The organism is Cupriavidus taiwanensis, assembly GCF_900250115.1.
In the GTDB taxonomy this organism is placed as follows: domain Bacteria; phylum Pseudomonadota; class Gammaproteobacteria; order Burkholderiales; family Burkholderiaceae; genus Cupriavidus; species Cupriavidus taiwanensis_B.
The window spans coordinates 1099573-1119153 of sequence record NZ_LT984803.1 but is presented as its reverse complement, the minus strand read 5'-3'; the positions used below and the strand labels follow the sequence as shown (position 1 = coordinate 1119153).

Annotated in this window: 21 protein-coding genes; 12 read left to right on the top strand and 9 right to left on the bottom strand. The window is 70.0% G+C overall.

The features are described from left to right. Positions 1 to 52: 52 nt before the first annotated feature. Positions 53 to 688, bottom strand: coding sequence for a TetR family transcriptional regulator (locus CBM2586_RS05440; protein ID WP_018006923.1), 636 nt, complete (start codon positions 686 to 688; stop codon positions 53 to 55). 335 nt (positions 689 to 1023) lie between these two features. Between CBM2586_RS05440 and rsxB the strand changes: the two genes are divergently transcribed. Continuing rightward, the gene (gene rsxB, locus CBM2586_RS05435; protein WP_115662528.1) at positions 1024 to 1845 is read left to right on the top strand and encodes an electron transport complex subunit RsxB; all 822 of its coding nucleotides are present in this window, start codon (positions 1024 to 1026) and stop codon (positions 1843 to 1845) included. After that, the gene (nth, locus tag CBM2586_RS05430) at positions 1842 to 2486 is read left to right on the top strand and encodes an endonuclease III (protein ID WP_115662529.1); all 645 of its coding nucleotides are present in this window, start codon (positions 1842 to 1844) and stop codon (positions 2484 to 2486) included. The genes rsxB and nth overlap by 4 nt, the downstream gene beginning before the upstream one ends. Here the strand turns inward: nth and CBM2586_RS05425 are convergent. Further along, complete coding sequence (locus CBM2586_RS05425; RefSeq protein WP_115662530.1) at positions 2455 to 3120, bottom strand: TetR/AcrR family transcriptional regulator; 666 nt, start codon at positions 3118 to 3120, stop codon at positions 2455 to 2457. The genes nth and CBM2586_RS05425 overlap by 32 nt on opposite strands. Positions 3121 to 3217: 97 nt before the next feature. Here CBM2586_RS05425 and CBM2586_RS05420 point away from each other — a divergent pair, with 97 nt between their 5' ends. From CBM2586_RS05420 to CBM2586_RS05410, 3 genes are read left to right on the top strand one after another with little or no spacing between them, the layout of a single operon-like run. Continuing rightward, on the top strand, positions 3218 to 4771 hold the full coding sequence (locus CBM2586_RS05420; protein WP_115662531.1) for a flavin-containing monooxygenase: 1554 nt from the start codon (positions 3218 to 3220) through the stop codon (positions 4769 to 4771). Beyond that, positions 4768 to 5760 (top strand): alpha/beta fold hydrolase, encoded by a 993-nt coding sequence (locus tag CBM2586_RS05415; RefSeq protein WP_373424194.1) that lies wholly within the window; start codon positions 4768 to 4770, stop codon positions 5758 to 5760. The genes CBM2586_RS05420 and CBM2586_RS05415 overlap by 4 nt, the downstream gene beginning before the upstream one ends. 16 nt (positions 5761 to 5776) lie before the next feature. After that, on the top strand, positions 5777 to 6502 hold the full coding sequence (locus CBM2586_RS05410; RefSeq protein ID WP_115686984.1) for a Coq4 family protein: 726 nt from the start codon (positions 5777 to 5779) through the stop codon (positions 6500 to 6502). A gap of 73 nt (positions 6503 to 6575) precedes the next feature. Here the strand turns inward: CBM2586_RS05410 and CBM2586_RS05405 are convergent, their stop codons facing one another. Further along, entirely contained in the window at positions 6576 to 7163 is a 588-nt protein-coding gene (locus CBM2586_RS05405; RefSeq protein ID WP_115662533.1) for a malonic semialdehyde reductase, read from the bottom strand. A gap of 88 nt (positions 7164 to 7251) precedes the next feature. Beyond that, positions 7252 to 8190, bottom strand: a complete 939-nt coding sequence (locus CBM2586_RS05400) for a DMT family transporter (protein ID WP_115662534.1) — start codon at positions 8188 to 8190, stop codon at positions 7252 to 7254. Positions 8191 to 8288: 98 nt separating this feature from the next. Between CBM2586_RS05400 and CBM2586_RS05395 the strand changes: the two genes are divergently transcribed. Both CBM2586_RS05395 and CBM2586_RS05390 read left to right on the top strand, forming a co-directional pair. Beyond that, complete coding sequence (locus CBM2586_RS05395) at positions 8289 to 8720, top strand: DUF1841 family protein (RefSeq protein WP_115686983.1); 432 nt, start codon at positions 8289 to 8291, stop codon at positions 8718 to 8720. A gap of 131 nt (positions 8721 to 8851) precedes the next feature. Further along, positions 8852 to 10150, top strand: a complete 1299-nt coding sequence (locus CBM2586_RS05390; RefSeq protein ID WP_115686982.1) for a phospholipase A — start codon at positions 8852 to 8854, stop codon at positions 10148 to 10150. Positions 10151 to 10172: 22 nt separating this feature from the next. On the opposite strand, the gene CBM2586_RS05385 is transcribed toward CBM2586_RS05390, so the two are convergent. Together CBM2586_RS05385 and grpE are read right to left on the bottom strand one after the other, a co-directional pair. Beyond that, the gene (locus CBM2586_RS05385; RefSeq protein WP_115686981.1) at positions 10173 to 10604 is read right to left on the bottom strand and encodes a thioredoxin family protein; all 432 of its coding nucleotides are present in this window, start codon (positions 10602 to 10604) and stop codon (positions 10173 to 10175) included. A 112-nt stretch (positions 10605 to 10716) separates the two neighbouring features. After that, positions 10717 to 11292: a nucleotide exchange factor GrpE gene (gene grpE / locus CBM2586_RS05380; RefSeq protein WP_115662538.1), complete on the bottom strand. Its 576-nt coding sequence runs from the start codon at positions 11290 to 11292 to the stop codon at positions 10717 to 10719. A 275-nt stretch (positions 11293 to 11567) separates the two neighbouring features. On the opposite strand from grpE, the gene CBM2586_RS05375 reads away from it, so the two are divergent. Next, the gene (locus tag CBM2586_RS05375; protein WP_172583265.1) at positions 11568 to 11741 is read left to right on the top strand and encodes a hypothetical protein; all 174 of its coding nucleotides are present in this window, start codon (positions 11568 to 11570) and stop codon (positions 11739 to 11741) included. Between the two features lie 66 nt (positions 11742 to 11807). On the opposite strand, the gene CBM2586_RS05370 is transcribed toward CBM2586_RS05375, so the two are convergent. From CBM2586_RS05370 to hrcA, 3 genes are all read right to left on the bottom strand, one after another. Next, on the bottom strand, positions 11808 to 12203 hold the full coding sequence (locus tag CBM2586_RS05370; protein WP_115662540.1) for an RNA-binding S4 domain-containing protein: 396 nt from the start codon (positions 12201 to 12203) through the stop codon (positions 11808 to 11810). Continuing rightward, entirely contained in the window at positions 12200 to 13315 is a 1116-nt protein-coding gene (gene hemH, locus CBM2586_RS05365; protein ID WP_115662541.1) for a ferrochelatase, read from the bottom strand. Before hemH ends, CBM2586_RS05370 begins: the two co-directional genes overlap by 4 nt. Before the next feature lie 106 nt (positions 13316 to 13421). Next, the gene (gene hrcA / locus CBM2586_RS05360) at positions 13422 to 14456 is read right to left on the bottom strand and encodes a heat-inducible transcriptional repressor HrcA (protein WP_111519626.1); all 1035 of its coding nucleotides are present in this window, start codon (positions 14454 to 14456) and stop codon (positions 13422 to 13424) included. A 102-nt stretch (positions 14457 to 14558) separates the two neighbouring features. On the opposite strand from hrcA, the gene CBM2586_RS05355 reads away from it, so the two are divergent. The 4 genes from CBM2586_RS05355 (at position 14559) to mprA (ending at position 19579) form a co-directional block, all read left to right on the top strand. After that, positions 14559 to 15476 (top strand): NAD kinase, encoded by a 918-nt coding sequence (locus CBM2586_RS05355; RefSeq protein WP_018006940.1) that lies wholly within the window; start codon positions 14559 to 14561, stop codon positions 15474 to 15476. Positions 15477 to 15539: 63 nt separating this feature from the next. Further along, a complete protein-coding gene (recN, locus tag CBM2586_RS05350) occupies positions 15540 to 17285 on the top strand; it encodes a DNA repair protein RecN (protein WP_115686979.1) in 1746 nt (581 codons plus the stop codon). 67 nt (positions 17286 to 17352) lie between these two features. Then, complete coding sequence (locus CBM2586_RS05345) at positions 17353 to 17805, top strand: hypothetical protein (protein WP_115662543.1); 453 nt, start codon at positions 17353 to 17355, stop codon at positions 17803 to 17805. Between the two features lie 148 nt (positions 17806 to 17953). Next, positions 17954 to 19579: an MprA protease, GlyGly-CTERM protein-sorting domain-containing form gene (gene mprA / locus CBM2586_RS05340; protein WP_115662544.1), complete on the top strand. Its 1626-nt coding sequence runs from the start codon at positions 17954 to 17956 to the stop codon at positions 19577 to 19579. The last annotated feature ends 2 nt before the right edge of the window (positions 19580 to 19581 follow it).

Here is a 19581-nt window from a genome sequence, read left to right as displayed (position 1 = left end):
AAAAAACGCCCGCGCAAGCGAGCGTTTCTGTCCGGGCAGCGCTGCCGGCGGCTCAGGGCTTCTTCAGGTAGCTCAGCAGCATGTCCGTGTGCAGTTCGGCAAAGCGCTCGTGTTCCTGCTGCGACGCCACGTCGCGGCCGATCACGGCGCTGATGGTGTAGCGGTTCGACAGCACGTAGTAACCCAGCGCGGAAATCGTCAGGTAGAACTGCGGCACGTCGATATGGTCGCGGAACAGCCCCTGCTGCTGGCCGCGCCGGATCACGTCGGCGAGCACGTCGACCACCGGGTTGATCAGCTGCTGCAGCTGCGCGGATTTCTTCAGGTGCCGCGCCTCGTGCAGGTTCTCGCTGTTGACCAGGCGGATGAACTCGGGGTGCTCGTAGTACCAGTCCCAGACGAAGCGGGCCAGCGTGCGCACGCCCTCGACCGGGTCTTCGTCGACCAGGTGCAGTTGCTCTTCGGCGGCGCGGAAGTTAGCGTATTGCTTCTCGAGCACCGCCAGGAACAGGCCCTCCTTGCTGCCGTAGTAGTAATACAGCATGCGCTCGTTGGTTTCCGCGCGCCGGGCAATCTGGTCGACGCGGGCGCCGGCCAGACCACCCTTGGCGAATTCCTCGGTGGCCGCAGCGAGGATGCGTCGGCGCGTCCCTTCCGGGTCGCGTTTGGTCTTGGGCTCTGTTGACATGGGGTGTGGTCGATCGTTGCGCGGATTATGGCACAGGCCGGATTGCGGCAATCCGGCCGCGCGACGCGCATCATCGCCGTTTCTGTCCGCCGGCGAAATCGGGGATAATCCCTTGCGGCGCGAAAACCGCAGGGTCCGCAGAGACCCCAGTGCCGCACGGGCCGCCAGCACATTGTCCGCCCCGACAGGGCCGCCGTTATGTCGCCAACCGCTCACAGCACCGCGCAAATTTCGTGCTGTGCCGCTGGTCGCCGCCACGCTGGCGCCGCTGCCGTTGCGGCTGCTGGTGCGCCTTTTTGACCCCGCTCTTGTCCCCTGAATTGCCGTCCGTTGTCGTGAATCCCGTCGCCAAGTCCCTCGCCGACCGTCTCGAGGCGCTGCTGCCGCAGACCCAGTGCACCAAGTGCGGCTTCAGCGGCTGCCGCCCGTATGCCGAGGCCATGGCCAGCGGCGCAGCCGCCTGCAACCGTTGCCCGCCCGGCGGCGCGCAGGGCATCGTGCGCCTGGCCGCGCTGCTGGACACGGAGCCCCTGCCGCTCGATCCGGAACGCGGCACCGAGCAACCGCGCGCGGTCGCCCGCATCGACGAGAGCCTGTGCATCGGCTGCACGCTCTGCATCCAGGCCTGCCCGGTCGACGCCATCGCCGGCGCCGCCAAGCAGATGCACACCGTGATCCCCGAGCTGTGCACCGGCTGCGACCTGTGCGTGCCGCCCTGCCCGGTCGACTGCATCGATATGGTGCCGGTCACCGGCGACCGTACCGGCTGGGACGCGTGGTCGCAGGCGCAGGCCGATGCCGCGCACGCACGCTACCTGGCGCGCACTGCGCGGCAGGTGCGCGAGCGCGAGGAAAACGATGCGCGGCTGGCCGCCAAGGCCGCCGCCAAGCTTGCCGCGGTGCAGGCCGAGACGCCGGAGAACGATGCCGAGCGCGCCGCGCAGGAACGCAAGCGCGCCATCATCCAGGCCGCGATCGAACGCGCGCGGCAGAAGCAGCAGGCCGCGCGGCCGCGCAATACCGACAACGTGTCGGCCGCGGTGCAGGCGCAGATCGACGCCGCCGAAGCGCGGCGCGCGCGCGCCGGGCTGACGCCGCGGCAGGACGAAGCCAAGCCCGCCCAGGACCCGGCCAACGACCTAAAAAAAGAACCATGAACGCTGCCAAGTGCCGTGCCATCTTCGAGACGCTGCGCGAAGTCAATCCGGCCCCGACCACGGAACTGGAGTACAGCTCGCCATTCGAGCTGCTGATCGCCGTGCTGCTGTCGGCGCAGGCCACCGACGTCGGCGTGAACAAGGCCACGCGCCGGCTGTTCCCGGTGGCGCATAATCCGCGGCAGATGCTGGAACTGGGCGAAGCCGGCCTGAGCGAATACATCAAGACCATCGGCCTGTACAAGACCAAGGCCAAGCATGTGATCGAGACCTGCCGCATCCTGGTCGAACGCCATGGCGGCAAGGTGCCGGCACAGCGTGAAGCGCTGGAGGCGCTGCCGGGCGTGGGCCGCAAGACCGCCAACGTGGTGCTCAACACCGCCTTCGGCCAGCCCACCATCGCGGTCGACACGCATATCTTCCGCGTCTCGAACCGCACCGGCCTGGCGCCGGGCAAGAACGTGGACGTGGTCGAGCAGAAGCTGCTCAAGTGCGTGCCGCATGAATTCCTGCACGACGCCCATCACTGGCTGATCCTGCACGGCCGCTACGTGTGCAAGGCGCGCAAGCCGGAATGCTGGCACTGCGCGATCGAGCCGCTGTGCGAGTTCAGGGAGAAAACCCCGGCGCCGGCGCTGTAGCCGCGGCCGGCTCGGGCGCGCGCGCCAGGACCAGCGCAAGCTGCAGCGCGGTGCGCGCGACCACCTCGACATCGGGGCTGTAGCCGTGGCGGATCCAGCGCACGGCAAGGTGGACCACGCCGCCCGCCACGCCCGCCGCCAGCAGCGGATCGCGCTCGCGCCCCGGCGGCAGCAGCGCTTGCGCCAGCAGCCCGCCGAACTCATCCAGCGAGTCGGCCAGCGCGCCGTCGACCAGCTTGCTGACGCCGCGGATCTCCACCAGGAACACGCGCGCCGAACGCGGTTCGCGCTGCAGCGCGCCGAAATAGGCACGCAGCATCGCCAGCGCCCGTGGCGGTCCGTCGCGTCCGGCGGCCTCGCCCGCCTGCACCAGCGTGTGCAGCAACCGGTGGGTCACCGTTTGAAACGAAGCCAGCAGCAGGGCCTCGCTGTTGGCGAATGACTCGTAGAAATAGCGTTCGGTCAGGCCCGCGGCCTCGCACACGGCCTTGACCGTGGCGTTCTGGTAACCGCGCTCACCGTAAACCTGCACGGCCGCGGCGACCAGTTGCGCGCGGCGCTGGGCACGCCGCTCTTCGGCTTCGGCGCCACGGTAGCGGCGCGCGGGAGTCAGCTCGGGGGTCATGTGCGCCATTATGGCATTCCCTATGGCCAGAAAACCTGCAGAAAACTTGCCGGATCGCTTCTGACAATCTATGTTGTCAGAAGCGCCACTCGTCCGGATGCTTCCCATGCGCGATGCCAGTTCCGATGACGCAGTTCTCGATGTCCTGATCGTGGGCGCCGGCCTGTCCGGCATCGGTGCGGCGCGCCAGCTGCAACGGCGCTGCCCCGGCAAGCGCTACGCCATCCTCGAGGCGCGCGACGCCATCGGCGGCACCTGGGATCTGTTCCGCTACCCGGGCATCCGCTCGGATTCGGACATGTACACGCTGGGCTACCGCTTCAAGCCCTGGCGCGGCGCCAGGGCCATCGCCGACGGCCCGTCGATCCGCGCCTATATCCGCGAGACTGCCGCAGAAGCCGGCATCACGCGCCAGATCCGCTTCGGCCACCGCGTGGTCAGCGCGGCGTGGGACAGCGCCCAGGCCTGCTGGACCGTCGAGGCCGAACGCGGCGCCGGGCGCGGCCGGGTGCGGCTGCGCGCGCGCCTGCTCTATGTCTGCGCCGGCTATTACAGCTATGCCGAGGCGCACCGTCCCGCCTTCGATGGCGAGGACCGTTTTCGCGGCCGCATCGTGCATCCGCAGTTCTGGGACGAGGCGCTCGACTACGCCGGCAAGCGCGTGGTGGTGATCGGCAGCGGCGCCACCGCGGTCACGCTGGTGCCGGCGATGGCCGCCAGCGCGGCGCACGTGACCATGCTGCAGCGCTCGCCCACCTATATCGTGGCGCGCCCCGGCGAGGACGCCATGGCGCGCGCGCTGCGCCGCGTGCTGCCGGAGCGGCTGGCCTACGCCGCCACGCGCTGGAAGAACGTGCTGCTCGGCATGACCTTCTTCCAGCTGGCACGGCGCCGGCCGCAACGCATCAAGGCGCGCCTGGTCGGCATGGCCGCGGCGCAGCTGCCGCCGGGCTTCGACGTGGCGACGCATTTCACGCCGCGCTACAAACCCTGGGACCAGCGCCTGTGCCTGGTGCCCGACGGCGACCTGTTCCGCGCCCTGCGCGAGGGCCGCGCCGCGGTGGTGACCGACACCATCAAGCGCTTCACCGAACATGGCATCGAGCTGGCCAGCGGCGAGTCGCTCGACGCGGATATCGTGGTCACGGCCACCGGGCTGAAGCTGAACATGCTGGGCGACATTGCGCTCAACGTCGACGGTCAGCCGCGCCGCCCCGCCGAATGCCTGGCCTACAAGGGCATGATGCTCAGCGACGTGCCCAACCTGGTGCTGGCGTTCGGCTACACCAACGCTTCGTGGACGCTCAAGGCGGACCTGACGGCCGAGTACGTCTGCCGCCTGCTGCGCCACATGGACCGCCATGGCCACCGCATCGCCGTGCCGCGCGCGCCCGCGGCGGTGCAGCCGACGCCGTTCCTCGATTTCACCTCGGGCTATGTGCAGCGCGCCGCCAGCGTGCTGCCGCGCCAGGGTGACCGCAAGCCGTGGCGCGTGCACCAGAACTACCTGAAAGACCTGCTGACGATCCGGCACGGGCGCATCGCCGATGGCGTGCTGCAGTTCGGCACCCCGCCGGCGCTGCGCGAGCCGCGCAACGCGCCGGCGGCAACGGGCGCCGACACAGTCGCCGCCGTCGCCGCCAGCGAGGCGCAGCCATGACGGTCGTGCTCATCGTGCTCGCCTTCCTGGCCGTGCTGTTGGCCTTGCTGCTGCTGTCCGGCATCGCGCTATGGCTATACACCCGGCGCACCGCGCGCCGCATCGAAGCGGCGATGCCGCCGCCCGGCCGCTTTGTCGACGTGGCCGGCGCGCGGCTGCATGTGGTGGAGCGCGGGCAAGGCCCGGCGCTGCTGCTGGTGCATGGGCTGTCGGGCCAGCTCGAGAACTTCGGCTACGGCATGATCGCACCGCTGGCGGAGAGCTTCCGCGTCATCGCCGTCGACCGTCCCGGCGCCGGCCATTCCACGCGCACGCCCGGCAGCGCCGCCGACCTGCCCGCGCAGGCGGATGCGCTCGCCGCGCTGTGCGACCGGCTGGACCTGGAACGGCCGCTGGTGGTGGGCCATTCGCTGGGCGGCGCGATTGCGCTGGCGCTGGCGATCCGGCATCCGGAACGCGTCGGCGGCCTGGCGCTGATTGCGCCGCTGACGCATCCGCCCAGATCGATCTCGCCGGTGTTCAGGGCCATGACCGTGCCGCGCGCATGGCAGCGCCGGCTGCTGGCCTGGACCCTGGTGGTGCCGCTGTCGATACGCCATCGCGCCGAGGTCATGGACATCGTGTTCGGCCCCGACCCGGTGCCGGACGACTTCCCGACCCGCGGCGGCGGCCTGCTGGCCCTGCGCCCGCGCCATTTCCTGGCGGCGTCCGAAGACCTGCTCGGCGCCGCGCAGAGCCTGCCGGCGCTGCTGCGCCACTACGGCACGGTGCGCGTGCCGGTCAGCGTGCTGTACGGCCGCGACGACCGCATCCTCGACTTCGCCGAGCATGGCGAAGCGCTGGTGCGCAAGCTGCCGGGCGCCACGCTGACCCTGGTCAGCGGCGGGCACATGCTGCCGGTGACCGCCATCGAAACCAGCGTCGATTTCGTGCGCGCCGCCGCCGCGCGGATGCGGGCGTCGGCACCGCAGCCGCCTCAATTCGCCTGATTCCGGGAGACCGCCCATGGCCACCACGACCGGTTCCAACCCCTACCAGCAGGATCTCTTCGCCGCGTTCCGCGCCGTGCGCAAGCTGATGGCGGACGGCAACGACACCGAGCAGGTCTTCCGCATCATGCGCGCGCTCAACGGCCCGTCGATGCCGCGCAACTTCAGCCGCCTGCTGGCCACGCACGACGGGCGCCGCATGGTCTACCAGCGCATCGAGCTGGCCGAGCGCCTGTCCGATCCCGCTTACGTGGCCGGCTTCGCGCCGGGCACGGTCGGCGCGGCCTATCGCGCGTTCCTCGAACAGACCGGATACAGCGCCGACGGGCTGGCCAGGGTGTCGAACCTGGACCAGGAGCCGGTGCTCGAGGACGCCTACCTGTGGTTCGGCCGGCGCACGCGCGACATCCACGATATCTGGCACGTGCTGACCGGCTACCGGGCCGACGAAAGCCTGGGCGAAGCCGCGCTGGTGGCGTTCAGCTATGCGCAGACCGGCGGCAGGGGCTGGGCCTTCATCGCCATCGCGGCGTCGCTGAAGAGCCTGCGCGTGACCGGCAGCCTTGCCTTTGCGCGCGCCGTGCTGGAAGGCTACCGGCTGGGCCGCCGCGCCGGGTGGCTGCTGGGCGAGGATTACGAGAAGCTGCTGCACGAACCGATCGACGCGGCGCGCGCGCGGCTTGGGATCGGCGCGCCGCGCCGCTACCTGGCCTGCCATCCGATGCAGCAATGGACCGCCTGATCGAGGCGCCGGGCAAAGCCTGAAAAAAAGCGACCACGCGGGTCGCTTTTTTGCTTGCCGGTAGCGGGCGTGTTCAGACGATGCGGCAGGCTTCGTCGAACGACAGGCGCGGGCCGCGCGGATACAGCTTGTCGGCCACGCCATAGCCCAGGTTGCACAGGAAGTTGACCTGCCACTTGCCGTCCGGGAAGAACGCCGCGTTGACCTTGTCGGCATCGAAGCCGCCCATCGGGCCGCAGTCCAGGCCCAGCGCGCGCGCCGCGAGGATGAAATAGCCGCCCTGCAGCGAGCCGTTCATCAGCGCGTCGCGGGCGATCTTGGCGTCGTTGCCGGCGTACCAGGAGCGGGCGTCGGCGTGCGGGAACAGCTTGGGCAGCTGGTCGTGGAAGGCGGTGTCGAAGGCGATGATTGCGGTCACCGGCGCCGAACGCGTCTTGTCGACGTTGCCGGCCGAGACGCAGTCCACCAGGCGCGCCTTTTCGGCGGCGCTCTTGACGAACACGATGCGCGCGGGGCTGCTGTTGGCCGCGGTCGGGCCGAACTTCATCGCTTCATAGACCTGGTGCAGCACGGCGTCGTCCACATGGCGGTCCTGCCACACGTTGTGCGTGCGGGCTTCGGTGAACAGTTGCGCCAGCGCGGCGTGGTCGATCTGGGACATGCGCGTCCTTTCTGTACGGGAGGTGAGTGAAGGCGCGATTGTACCCAAGCGCCGGCGCGCCCCACGGCAGCGCCTTTGAGCAACCCGTTCAATTCCCTTGCATGTCGGCGCGCGCCGGCGCGGGCGCGCTGCCGCGGCGGGTCAGCCACAGCACTCCCGCCAGGATCAGGCCGCCGCCCACGGCCTGCGCCGCGCCGATCTGCTCGCCCAGCAGCAAGGCCGCCAGCACCACGGTGACCACCGGCTCGAGCGTCGACAGCATCGACGCCTGCGCCGCGCCCAGCCGCTGCAGCCCGGCAAAGAAAGTCAGGATCGCCAGCACGGTCGACAGCAGCGCGATCCCCGCCAGCGCCAGCCAGCCGCCGGCATCGGCCGGGAACTGCGGCGGCGTGCCCGCGCCGGCGCGCAGCACGCCGACGGCGCCGTACACCAGCGCCGCCGCGGTGCAGATCACGGTGGTGGTGGCGATCGGGTTGACGCCGGCGGTCAGGCGCGCGCCGACGATGATGTAGACCGAGTAGATCACCGCCGCCGCCAGCCCCAGCGCGATCCCCAGCGGCGAGCCCGCGCCGCCGCCGACCGTCAGCCCGGCACCCACCGAGCACAGCACCAGCGCCACCACCGCGGCGGTGGTCAGCCGCTCCTTCAGGAAAATGGCTGCCAGGATCGTCACGAACAGGGGATACAGGTACAGCAGCAGCGCCACCAGGCTGGCCTGCGCATGGTTGAGCGCGCTGAAGAAGCAGAACGACTGGCCGACATAGCCGACGCCCCCCATCGCCGCCAGCGCCAGCACGCGGCGCCACGGCGGCAGCGCGATGCCGCGCGTGCGCATCACCCACGCCAGCGCCGCCGCGGCCAGCATGAAGCGCACCAGCAGCAGGCCGTACACGTCGGCGCCGGCGGCGTAGGCAAAGCGGGCGAAGATGGCCATGGCGCCAAAGGCGCTGGCCGAGACCGCGATCAGCAGCACGCCGGCCAGCTTGTCGCGGGCAGCGGTCGGGGCGGTGGGGGCGGAAACGGTCATCGGGCAGGCAGGGGTCGGCGATCCCGCATTCTACTTGGCGCCATCGCCGCGGCCGGCCGCCGGCAAGGCTTGCCCCCGTCGACTACAATGGCGCCACCATGTTCAATCCCTCACGAGAAGAAGTCCGCCGGTTCTTCTGCGATGCCTGGCAGAAGCAGATCGCAGGCGGCGTGCTGACCCCGCTGGAAGCCATCGCCGTCGACTGGATCGGCGAGCACCCCGAGTACCACGCGCTGCTGCGCGACACCGAAGGCGCGCTGGCGCAGGACTACACCCCCGAGCAAGCCCAGACCAATCCCTTCCTGCATCTGGCGATGCACCTGTCGATTTCGGAGCAGGTCTCGGTCGACCAGCCGCGCGGCATCCGCCAGGCCTACGAGGCGCTGGCGCGCCGGCTCGATTCCCCGCACGAAGCCCAGCACCAGGTGATGGAATGCCTGGGCGAGATGCTGTGGCAGGCGCAGCGCACCGGCCAGCCGCCGGATGGCGACCATTACGTCGACTGCGTCAAGCGCCGCGCCAAGCGCTGAAAGCCCCCGCCGTACGCGCGAAAAGTGCAGCGTACAATTCCTCACAAGCCATTGCGGGGGTGCATGGTAGGCTTCGGGCTCCGAGTTTTCCCTAGTTACGCTGCCATCACCCGGCAACGTCGCGCATCTTCATGCCCCGTACTGCCCTTTCCCCGCGGCAGCGCCTGGCCCCGGCCAGACGCGCCGTCGCCCCGCTCTGCCTGTCGTTGATGCTGGCCTGGCCGCTGGCCGGCCATGCCGGCGTGGCGCTGCTGCAGCCGCCGCGCGTGATCGACGGCAACCAGCCGCTGACGCTGACCCTGGTGGTGTCGGCCGACACCACCACGCGCCGCTACCGTATTCCCGACACACTCGAAGTGACCGCCTCCGGCGACCTGCAGGCGCCGGTGCGGCTGGTGCTGTGGCGCGAAGTCTCCGGCCCCGCCGTGGTCAACCTGCGCCGTGGCGAGCATCGCGCCATTCGTTACACGGTGGCGCTGCCACCGGCGCTGCGCGGCCAGGTGCGGCTCGATGCCACCGGCATCGACGCCGCGCCGGTGCTGGTCACGCTGAACCGGCTGCCGCAGCCGGGCGAGGCGGCCACGTCGACGCCGCCGGTCGCCAGCCAGGCGCCGGCCGCGGTTGCGGACAGCCCGGAATCGGCCGACAGCGTGCCCGTGCCGGTGACCGGGATCACCACCGCCGAGGCCGCGGCCCCCGCGCCGGCCGACCTGCGCGACAGCGCCCGGCTGTCGTTCCACGACCCGATGTACTTCATGGTCGGCGCGCACGATGGCGCCAATGCCAAGTTCCAGTTCAGCTTCAAGTACCGCATCTTCGAAGGCGAGGATCCTGCCTCCAAGCGCCTGTTCGACAACCTCTACTTCAGCTACACCCAGTTCTCGTTGTGGGACGTGAGCGAGGAATCGGCGCCGTTCCGCGACACCAACTACCGGCCCAGCCTGTTCTACTACCTGTCGGATACCGGCGTGCACAACAGCGTGATCAGCCGGCTGTCGCTGGCCGCCGGCCTGGAGCATGAATCCAACGGCCGCAACGGCGCGGACTCGCGCAGCATCAATACGGTGTTCGTCAAGCCGACCTTCTATTTCGGCGACCAGAACGACTGGCACTGGCGCGTCGCGCCCAAGCTCTACGCCTATGTGGAAAAGGCCGACAACCCGGACATCGCCCACTACCGCGGCTACATGGACCTCGGCATCGCCTACGGGCGGCCGGACTCATGGGAGTTCTCGGCGACGCTGCGCAAGGGCACGCGCAAGTGGTACGGCAGCGTCGACGCGCAGCTGACCTACCCGATGGCGCGGCTGATCCCCGGCACGGCCGGGTACCTGATGGCGGGATATTTCGTCGGCTATGGCGAGAGCCTGCTCGACTACAACCACAAGCTGCCGTGGCAGTTCCGCATCGGCTACGCGCTGACGCGCTGACCCCGCCGAAGCGGGGCCCGCGCTAGCCTGCCAGCGGCTTGCCGCTGGCCTTCAGGCGCGCATTGGCCACGGCCGCGGCAAACTGCCCGTGGCCGTGCCAGCCGGTGGCGCGGCCCAGCTTCTTGCCGTTCTGGAAGAACATGAACACCGGGATGCCGTGCAGGCCGAAGCGCCGCCCCAGTTCCGGGTGCGCATAGACGTTGGCATGCAGCCAGTGCAGTTCCAGCGCGCGCACCGGCCCGGGATTGGCCAGCATGGCCTTCTTGGCCATTTCGCAGTTGAAGCAGTCCACGCCCCAGAAGAACACGCACACCAGCGCATCGCCGGCCGCGGCGATGGCGCCGTCGATGGTGGCGTCATCGACCTCGCGCATGGCAAAGGCATCAAAGGCGCGGTGGTCGAGATGCGGGCCCGCGGACGGGTCCGGCGCGCCGGCTTGCGGTTCGGTGCTCATGCTTCGCTCCTGATGCGGTTCGCCCCCGGGTGAGGCTCGCGGCCAATCGCAAACGCCCGGGCCGGCCAGGCGCCGGGCGTGGGGTTGCGACCGGAACGGAAGGCGGCTTGGCTTACTTCGGCGCCGCCACCGTGACCAGCGCCGGGCGCAGCACGCGGTCGGCGATGGTGTAGCCGCGCTGGAGCACGGTCACCACGGTATTGGGCTCCTGCTCCGCCGGCACCATCGAGATGGCCTGGTGGCGGTGCGGGTCGAACTTCTCGCCCACGGGGTTGAGTTCGACGATCTTGCCGCGCTCGAAGGCGGCGGCCAGCTGGCGCGCGGTCAGTTCGACGCCTTCGCGCAGCTTGGCGATATCGCCGGAGCCGTCGGCCAGCGCGGCCTGCAGGCTGTCCATGACCGGCAGCAGGTTGTCGGCAAAGTTCTCGATGGCGAACTTGTGCGCCTTGGCGACATCTTCCTGCGCCCGGCGGCGGATGTTCTCGCCTTCGGCCACGGCGCGCATGTACAGGTCGTAATGCTCGCTGGCCTTGGCTTGCAGGGCGGCCAGCTGGGCCGCCACGTCGTCCACGGCGGTAGCCGCAGTGTCGGGCGCGCCGGTCTCCGGGCTGGCGGTGGCGGTGCTGGCCGCCTCATCGCCCGCAGGCGTCGCAGTCTGGTTGGATGGCGTCTGCTTCTGGTCTTCCATGTCGATCCGTATCAATGCAGTGTCGCGGCCCGCCGTGGGGCTGGCCGCGGGTGGTAAATCGGCGTGTGTCCGATGCAGGTGGTGGCGGCTCGCCGCATTTCAAGAGTGGCGCCGGCGCGACGCGGAAACACACGGTTACAAAGCCTGGCCCATTGCAATCGACGCCTTATTGCTTTGCGTCAGCGCGCTCACTAAGATTCTTAGTAAGAAAAATGACAAAAATGGCGAGGGCCCTGGAGATGGTTCATTTTTGTGCCGCTTCCCAAAGGTTGGCCATGCATAAGCTCCCAGTCGTAACGCTGTGCCTCGTGGCCGCATTGGCGGTCATGACCGTCTTTATCTGCCTGTCCGGCGCCTTCACCCCGCGCGATACGGAGTATGGCAGCGGCAAGGCGGTGTTCAAGCACTACATCGTTCCCTTTGTCAGCCCGGACGTCGCCCAGGAATAGGCTGACTGACCCAACTGGCTGTCCATGGCGCGGCGGCACCGGCAACGGTGCCGCCGCGCTGCCATGTCAGCCGTTGAAGTCGTCGATGCGGCGCCGGTCGCGCTTGGTCGGGCGCCCCTGGATCTGCGCGGAAGGCTCGGGCTGCAGGCGCCGGCGTTCGGCGTCGGCGGCCCGCCGCGACTGGCTCTCGGCGCTTTCCTGATACAGCGTCTGCGCCACCGGCGCCGGCCCGCGCGCCGCGGCGATGCCCTTCACTTCCAGTTCCCAGCGCTGCTGGTGTGCCTCCAGCGCAACCTTGTCGCCGGGCTTGACCTCGCGCGAGTTCTTGCACAGCTGGCCATTGACCGTGACCTTGCCGCGCTCCACGGCCTCGGCCGCGAGCGAGCGGGTCTTGAAGAAACGCGCGCACCACAGCCATTTGTCGATGCGCTGGCGCGCCTCCGCCTCGAAATCCACGTTCATGCCGCCGCTCCCCGCGCCTGCGCACGCGTGCGCCGCGCTTCCAGTTCATGCGCATGCGGGCTGGCGAGCGGCCAGCCCCGCAGGTGCTGCAGCGCGATCTCCGCCATCGCCGCGACCCACGGCGCGGCATCGTTCATGCACGGAATGAAATGGAAGTCCTTGCCACCCGCGACCTTGAACTCAGTCTGGCCTTCCATGGCGATTTCTTCCAGCGTTTCGATGCAGTCCGCCGGAAAGCCGGGGCAGAACACGTCCACGCGTCCGGCGCCGACCTTGCCCAGCTCCGCCAGCGTCGGCGCGGTATAGGGCTGCAGCCACTCGGCCTTGCCGAAGCGCGACTGGAACGTCACCTGGTACTGCCCCGGCTGCAGGCCCAGCGCCTCGCCCAGCAGGCGGCCGGTCTTCAGGCACTCGCAATGGTAGGGATCGCCCAGCTCCAGCGTGCGCCGCGGCACGCCGTGGAACGACAGGATCAGCTTGTCGCCGTGGCCGAAATCGGGCATGCCGTGCCGGCTCCAGTAGGCGCCGACCTGCTGCTGCAGCGCCGAGATATACGCGGGATGATCATGGAAATGCTTGACCAGCCGCAGCTCCGGCTGGTTGCGCCACTGGCCCAGAACCCGGAACACCTCGTCGAAGGCGGTGGCGGTGGTGGTGCCCGAGTACTGCGGATACATCGGCAGCACCAGCACCTGCTCGCAGTCCTGGCGGCGCAGCGCTTCCATCACCGAAGCGATCGACGGGTTGCCGTAGCGCATCGCGCACGCCACCGTCACCTCATGGCCGTTCTGGTGCAGCAACCGCTGCAGCGCGTGCGCCTGGCGCTCGCTGTAGACCAGCAGCGGCGAGCCCGTCATATGGGCCTCGCGCAGCCAGATCGATTCGTACTTGAGCGCCGACGCGCGCGAGCGCAGCGGCAGGATCACGCCGTACAGCAGCGGCAGCCACGCCGCGCGCGGGATCTCGACCACGCGCGGGTCGGACAGGAATTGCTTCAGGTAGCGCCCCACCGCCTTGGGCGTGGGGGCATCGGGAGTGCCCAGGTTGACCAGCAGGATCGCCGTGCGCGGCGCCTGGCCGTGCTGGTAGGCCGGTTCGGGAGAAAACGTCATGTCGCTTCCGGGTTGGCGCGATGCCGGGATGGGACGGACGCGGCGCACCGGCGCCGCGGCCGCACAGCGGGAATGGAGCCGCCGGTCAGACCGGAACGCCGGACCACTAGTTCTGGCTCAGCGCGCTCGACAGCAACCGCGCGGTAATGTCGACGATGGGGATCACGCGCTCGTAGGCCATGCGCGTGGGGCCGATCACCCCCAGCGTGCCGACGATCTGCCCGTCGACCTCGTACGGCGCGGTGATGACCGCCATGTCTTCGATCGGCACCAACTGGCTTTCGCCGCCGATGAAGATCTGCACGCCCTGCGCATGGCTGGACACGTCCAGCAGCTGCAGCAGGCTGGTCTTGTGCTCGAACACGTCGAACAGGCGCCGCAGCTTGTCCATGCTCGAGGCGAGGTCGTCGACTTCGAGCAGCTTGCGCTCGCCGCTGATGTAGACGTGGTCGTCGTCCTCGTCCTCGGCGACGCTGCCGGCCTCGACCGCGGCCTGCATCAGCTGCGACATGTCGCGGCGCAGGTCCTGCAGCTCCAGCCGCAGGTGGCTGCGCACGGTGTCGAAGCTCATGCCGGCATAGTGCGAGTTGAAGAAGTTGGCGGCCTCGATCAGCTGCGCCGGCGTGTAGGGGAGTTCGGTCTGGATGATGCGGTTCTGCACGTCGCCCTCGGGGCTGACGATGATCAGCAGGATGCGCTTGTCCGACAGCCGCATGAACTCGATCTGCCGGAACGCCTGCGCGCGGCGCGGCGTCATCACCACGCCGGCAAAGTGCGACAGGTTGGACAGCGTCCGCGCGGCCGCGGTGATCATGCGCTGCGGCCCCAGCTGCTGGCCGCCCAGCTGATCCTGGATCTGCCCGGTCAGCTCGGCCAGGTCGGCGTTGCGCTCGAGCGGCTTGGCCGTCAGCATCGAGTCGACGAACAGCCGGTAGCCGCGCGGCGTCGGGATCCGGCCGGCCGACGTGTGCGGGCTGGCGATAAAACCCATTTCCTCGAGATCGGACATCACATTGCGTATCGTCGCCGGCGACAGGTCCAGCCCCGAGTACTTGGACAGGGTGCGGGAACCGACCGGCTGACCTTCGGCAATGTAGCGCTCGATCAGGGTCTTGAGCAGCGTTTTGGAGCGTTCATCCATGATGCCCCGATTTTACGCAAGTTTTGGACCTTCTGGCGGCCCGGCCGGATGGGCCGCCGGCGCCTGCTGACAACCGTCGCGGCGGTATGGTCTAATCCCGGCATGTCCGCCCCAGCCAAAGCCAGCGCCGTGCGCACTCCATTCAAGACCGTTGCCCTGGTGGGCCGGTACTCCACCGCCGGCATCGAAGGGCCGCTGGAAGAGATTGCCTCCTATATCCTGCGCAATGGCCAGGACGTGGTGTTCGAGCGCGAGACCGCGCTGGCCACCGGGCTGACCGCCTACCCCGCCCTGTCCGCCGAGGAGATCGGCACCCAGGCCGACGTGGCCGTGGTGCTGGGCGGCGACGGCACCCTGCTGGGGATCGCGCGCCAGCTCGCTGGCTATGACGTGCCCCTGATCGGCGTGAACCACGGCCGGCTCGGCTTCATGACCGACATTGCGCTGGAAGACGCGCACACCGTGCTGCCCGACATGCTCGACGGCCGCTACGAGTCCGAGACCCGGCTGCTGCTGGCCTCGCGCGTGGTGCGCGACGACATGGACATCTTCTCGGCGCTGGCGCTGAACGATGTGGTGGTGAACCGCTCCGGCATCTCCGGCATGGTCGAGCTGGCGGTTTCGGTCGACGGCCACTTCATGTACAACCAGCGTTCCGACGGCCTGATCGTGTCGACCGCCACCGGCTCGACCGCCTACGCGCTGTCGGCCGGCGGCCCGATCCTGCATCCCACGCTGTCGGGCGTGGTGCTGGTGCCGATCGCCCCGCACGCGCTGTCGAACCGGCCGATCGTGCTGCCGCACGACGCCGAGGTCACGATCGAGGTGGCGAGCGCGCGCGACGCCAGCGTCAACTTCGACATGCAGTCGCTGACCTCGCTGCTGCCGGGCGACCGCATCGTGGTGCGGCGCTCGCAGAAGACCATCAACCTGCTGCACCCGGTGGGCTACAACTACTACGCCACGCTGCGCAAGAAGCTGCACTGGCACGAATACCCGTCCGAAGACAACCGCCTCTGAGCGCCATCCAGCCGCCCCTCAGCCCGAGCCCGAACCTTCGGACCGACCACCTTTCCCGCCACGATGCTGCGCAGCCTGTCCATCCGTGATTTCGTCATCGTCGATACCCTCGACCTGGACTTCGCCTCCGGCTTTACCGTCTTCACCGGCGAGACCGGCGCCGGCAAGTCGATCCTGATCGACGCCCTGGCGCTGGTGCTGGGCGAGCGTGCCGATGCCGGCGTGGTGCGCGAAGGCGCGCCGCGCGCCAGCGTCAGCGCCACCTTCTCGACCCACCCCGCGCTCGATGCGTGGCTGGCCGAGCGCGAGCTCAACAGCGAAGAAGACGGCGGCGTGCCGACCGTGCTGCTGCGCCGTACCGTCGATGCCGGCGGCCGCAGCAAGGCCTTTATCAACGGCGCCGCCGCCACCCTGGCGCAACTGCGCGAAGTCGGCGACCAGCTGGTCGACATCCATGGCCAGCATGCGCACCAGCAACTGCTGCGCCCGGATGCGCAGCGGCTGCTGTTCGACGCCCACGCCGGCCTGACGCAGCAGGCCGCCGCGGTGGCCGAGGCCTGGCGCGCCTGGCGTGCCTGCGTGCGCCAGCGCGAAGCGGTCGAGCACCAGTCGCGCGAGATGCAGCTCGAGCGCGAGCGGCTCGAATGGCAGGTGGGCGAGCTCGACAAGCTCAACCCCCAGCCCGGCGAATGGGACGAGATCCAGTCGGAGTACAACCGGCTCTCGCACGCCGCCGGCCTGATCGACGGCAGCCGCGCCGCGCTCGACGCGCTGTCCGAGGCCGACGGCTCGGTGCTGTCGGCACTCAACGGCATCGTGCACCGGCTGCAGCAGCTGGCCGATGTCGACCCCGCGCTGCGCGACGTGCTGGCCGCGCTCGAGCCGGCGCAGGTGCAGGCCGAGGAAGCCGCGCACTCGCTGACGCGCTATGTCGACCGGCTCGAGCTCGATCCCGAGCGGCTGCAGCTGGTGGAAGAGCGCATGCAGGCGCTGCACGCGACCGCGCGCAAGTACCGCCTGCCGCCCGAGCAGCTTGCCGATGAGCTGATCGCGCGCCGCCAGCAGCTCGATGACCTGCAGGCCGCGCAGGACCTGAACAAGGTGATGGCGCGGGAGGCCGCGGCCAAGGCCGCCTACCTGACGCTGGCGCAGCACCTCAGCCATGCCCGCACGCAAGCCGCGCAGGCGCTGTCGGGCGCGGTCACCGAGGCGATGCAGGGCCTGTCGATGGCGGGCGGCAGCTTTGTCGCCGCGCTCAATGCGCTCGACGAAGGCCAGAGCTACGGCCTCGAACAGGTCGAGTTCCTGGTCGCGGGCCACGCCGGCGTCAGCGCGCGGCCGCTGGCCCGGGTGGCCTCCGGCGGCGAACTCGCGCGCATCAGCCTGGCGATCTCGGTGATCACCAGCGAGGCCTCGCCCACGCCCACGCTGATCTTCGACGAGGTCGACACCGGCATCGGCGGCGCGGTGGCCGAAGTGGTGGGCCGGCGCCTGCAGGAACTCGGGCGCGCGCGCCAGGTGCTGTGCGTGACCCACCTGCCGCAAGTGGCGGCGCAGGCCGGCACCCACCTGCTGGTGAGCAAGGAAACCACGGCCGAAGCCGACGCCTCGGTGACCCGTTCGCGCATCCGCGTGCTCGACCCGGCCGGGCGCGTGGTCGAGACCGCGCGCATGCTGGGCGGCGCCACCGTCACCAACACCACGCTGCAACATGCGCAGGAGATGCTGGCGCAGGGCATGGCCGACAGCGGCGCCGGCCAGCGCGCGGGCAAGGACGCCAAGCGCGGTCGCCGCGCCGCCGCGGGCTGAGCGTCGCGCCGCATTGCGCGGCCGTGCGTGGCTGCACGCCGATTTATCTATTGACAGGAGCTTCCCCATGACCCGCCCAGCGCCGCCCAACGGCCACCGGCCCCGCCCGCGCGCCTCGCTGCGCGCGGTGCTGGCCATTGCCACCGCCGCCTCGGCCGCACTGCTGGCGCTGTCCGCCTGCCAGGCCCAGCCCAAGGCCTCGGCGCCGCCGCCGGGCAGTATCAGCGATGACCGTGCGCTTGGCGACATCATGGTCCGCTTCAGGCCGCCCGCGGTGGACCTGTCCGAAGACGCCGGCAAGCTGCTGGCCGAGATCAAGGGCCCGATCCGCTACGTGGTCAAGCGGCCGATGTCGGGCGGCGTCTGGCTGGTCACGGCGATCTCGCCGTCGGCCGAGGCCACCCTCGACCAGGCCGTCGACACGCTGCGCGCCGCGCCGCGCATCGAGACCGCCGAACCCGACCGGCTGCTCAAGCCCAGCCGCAATATTCCAGCCAGCCGCGACATGCCACCGCGCTAAGGCTGGGAATCTGTACGGAATGCCGCACTAACGAACGGGGACAAGACCAAAAACCGCCCTTGCACAACCCGGCTGGATCGTATTCGCTACATAACATGCCCACGCGCCGGCCCCGGCCCGCGCGCTACGCCCAGGGAGGAGGAAATCCATGCCGCAATCCGCGCTGTCCGTGTTCCGCCGCAACTTCGCGGCCCGCCGCTGGCGGGCCATCGCCCTGGCCGCCGCCGCATGCGGCGCGGTCCCGACCGGCGCGGCACTCGCAGCCGGGGCGCAGTCCGCACCGGCCTATACCGGCCACATCATCGTGCGCTGGCGCGACGGCAGCACCGCGGTCGACGGCAGCGGCGCCGGCAAGTCGCCCGCTGCCGCCGAAGCCCTCAAGCAGCTGAGCGAACGCACCGGCATCGCCCTGTCGGTGCGCCGGGCCATGGGCGGCAACCTGCAGCTGCTGCAGGTTGCCGACGCCCTTGCCGCCGACCCCGAAGCGGCGGCGGCACGGCTGCGCCAGGACCCGCGCGTGGCCGATGCCGTGCCCGACCGCTGGCTGCGGCTGCACGACACCCTGCCCGACGATCCCGAGTTCCAGGTCAACCAGCCGTACCTGAAGGGCACCGGCACCGCAGTCGGCGGCGTCAATCTGCCGCGCGCGTGGGACCGCACCCGCGGCAGCAGCGGCATGGTGGTGGCGGTGGTCGACACCGGCATCCTGCCCCATCCCGACCTGCAGGGACGGCTGCTGTCCGGCTTCGACTTCATCAGCACCACCACGGTCTCCAATGACGGCGACGGCCGCGACGGCGACCCCACCGATGCCGGCGACAACCTGCCGGCCGGCTTCACCTGCCCGGGCAGCAGCACGCCCACGCCCGAGCCGACCAACAACAGCTGGCATGGCACGCGCGTGGCCGGCGTGCTGGGGGCGCTGACTAACAACGCGCGCGATATCGCCGGCGTCGACTGGAATGCGCGCATCCTGCCGGTGCGGGTCTCGGGACGCTGCGGCGCGCTGCTGTCCGACACCGTCGACGGCATGCGCTGGGCCGGCGGCCTGCCGGTGCCGAACGTACCGGACAACCCGACGCCGGCGCGTGTGGTCAATATCAGCCTGGGCGGCGGCACCTGCAGCAGCATCGAACAGCAGGCGGTCAACGACCTGAACGCGCGCGGCGTGGTGGTGGTCGCCGCGGCCGGCAACAACCGCGGCGCGGTCGAAGCGCCGGCCGACTGCAGCGGCGTGATCGCGGTCACGGCGCACGCCAACAGCGGCGAGAACGCCAGCTATGCCAACGTCGGCCCGCAGGTGGCGATCAGCGCGCCGGGCGGCGGCTGCGGCAATTCGCAGGTCGTGGATGGCCGCTGCACGGTCACGCCATCGGTGATCCGCACGCTGAGCAACGACGGCAAGACCGCGCTGGGCAACTACGTGGTGGCGTCGTCGGCCGGCACCAGTTTCGCCGTTCCGATGGTCTCGGGCGTGGTGTCGATGATGTTCACGCTCAACGGCTCGCTGACGCCGGCGCAGGTCACCGCGGCGCTGAAGAGCTCGGCGCGTCCGCATCCTTCCGGCACGTTCTGCACCACCAATCCGGGTGTGTGCGGCGCCGGCCTGCTCGACGCCGACGGCGCGCTGCTGGCCGCGCTGGGCATGCCGCCGGTGCAGGCCGCGCCGGCGCCGGCGGCGGATGACGGCGGCGGCGGCGCGGTGCCGCTGTGGAGTGCGATGCTGCTCGCCGTGGCGGGCCTGTTCAGCTTCGCGCTGCGGCGCCGGGGCTAACG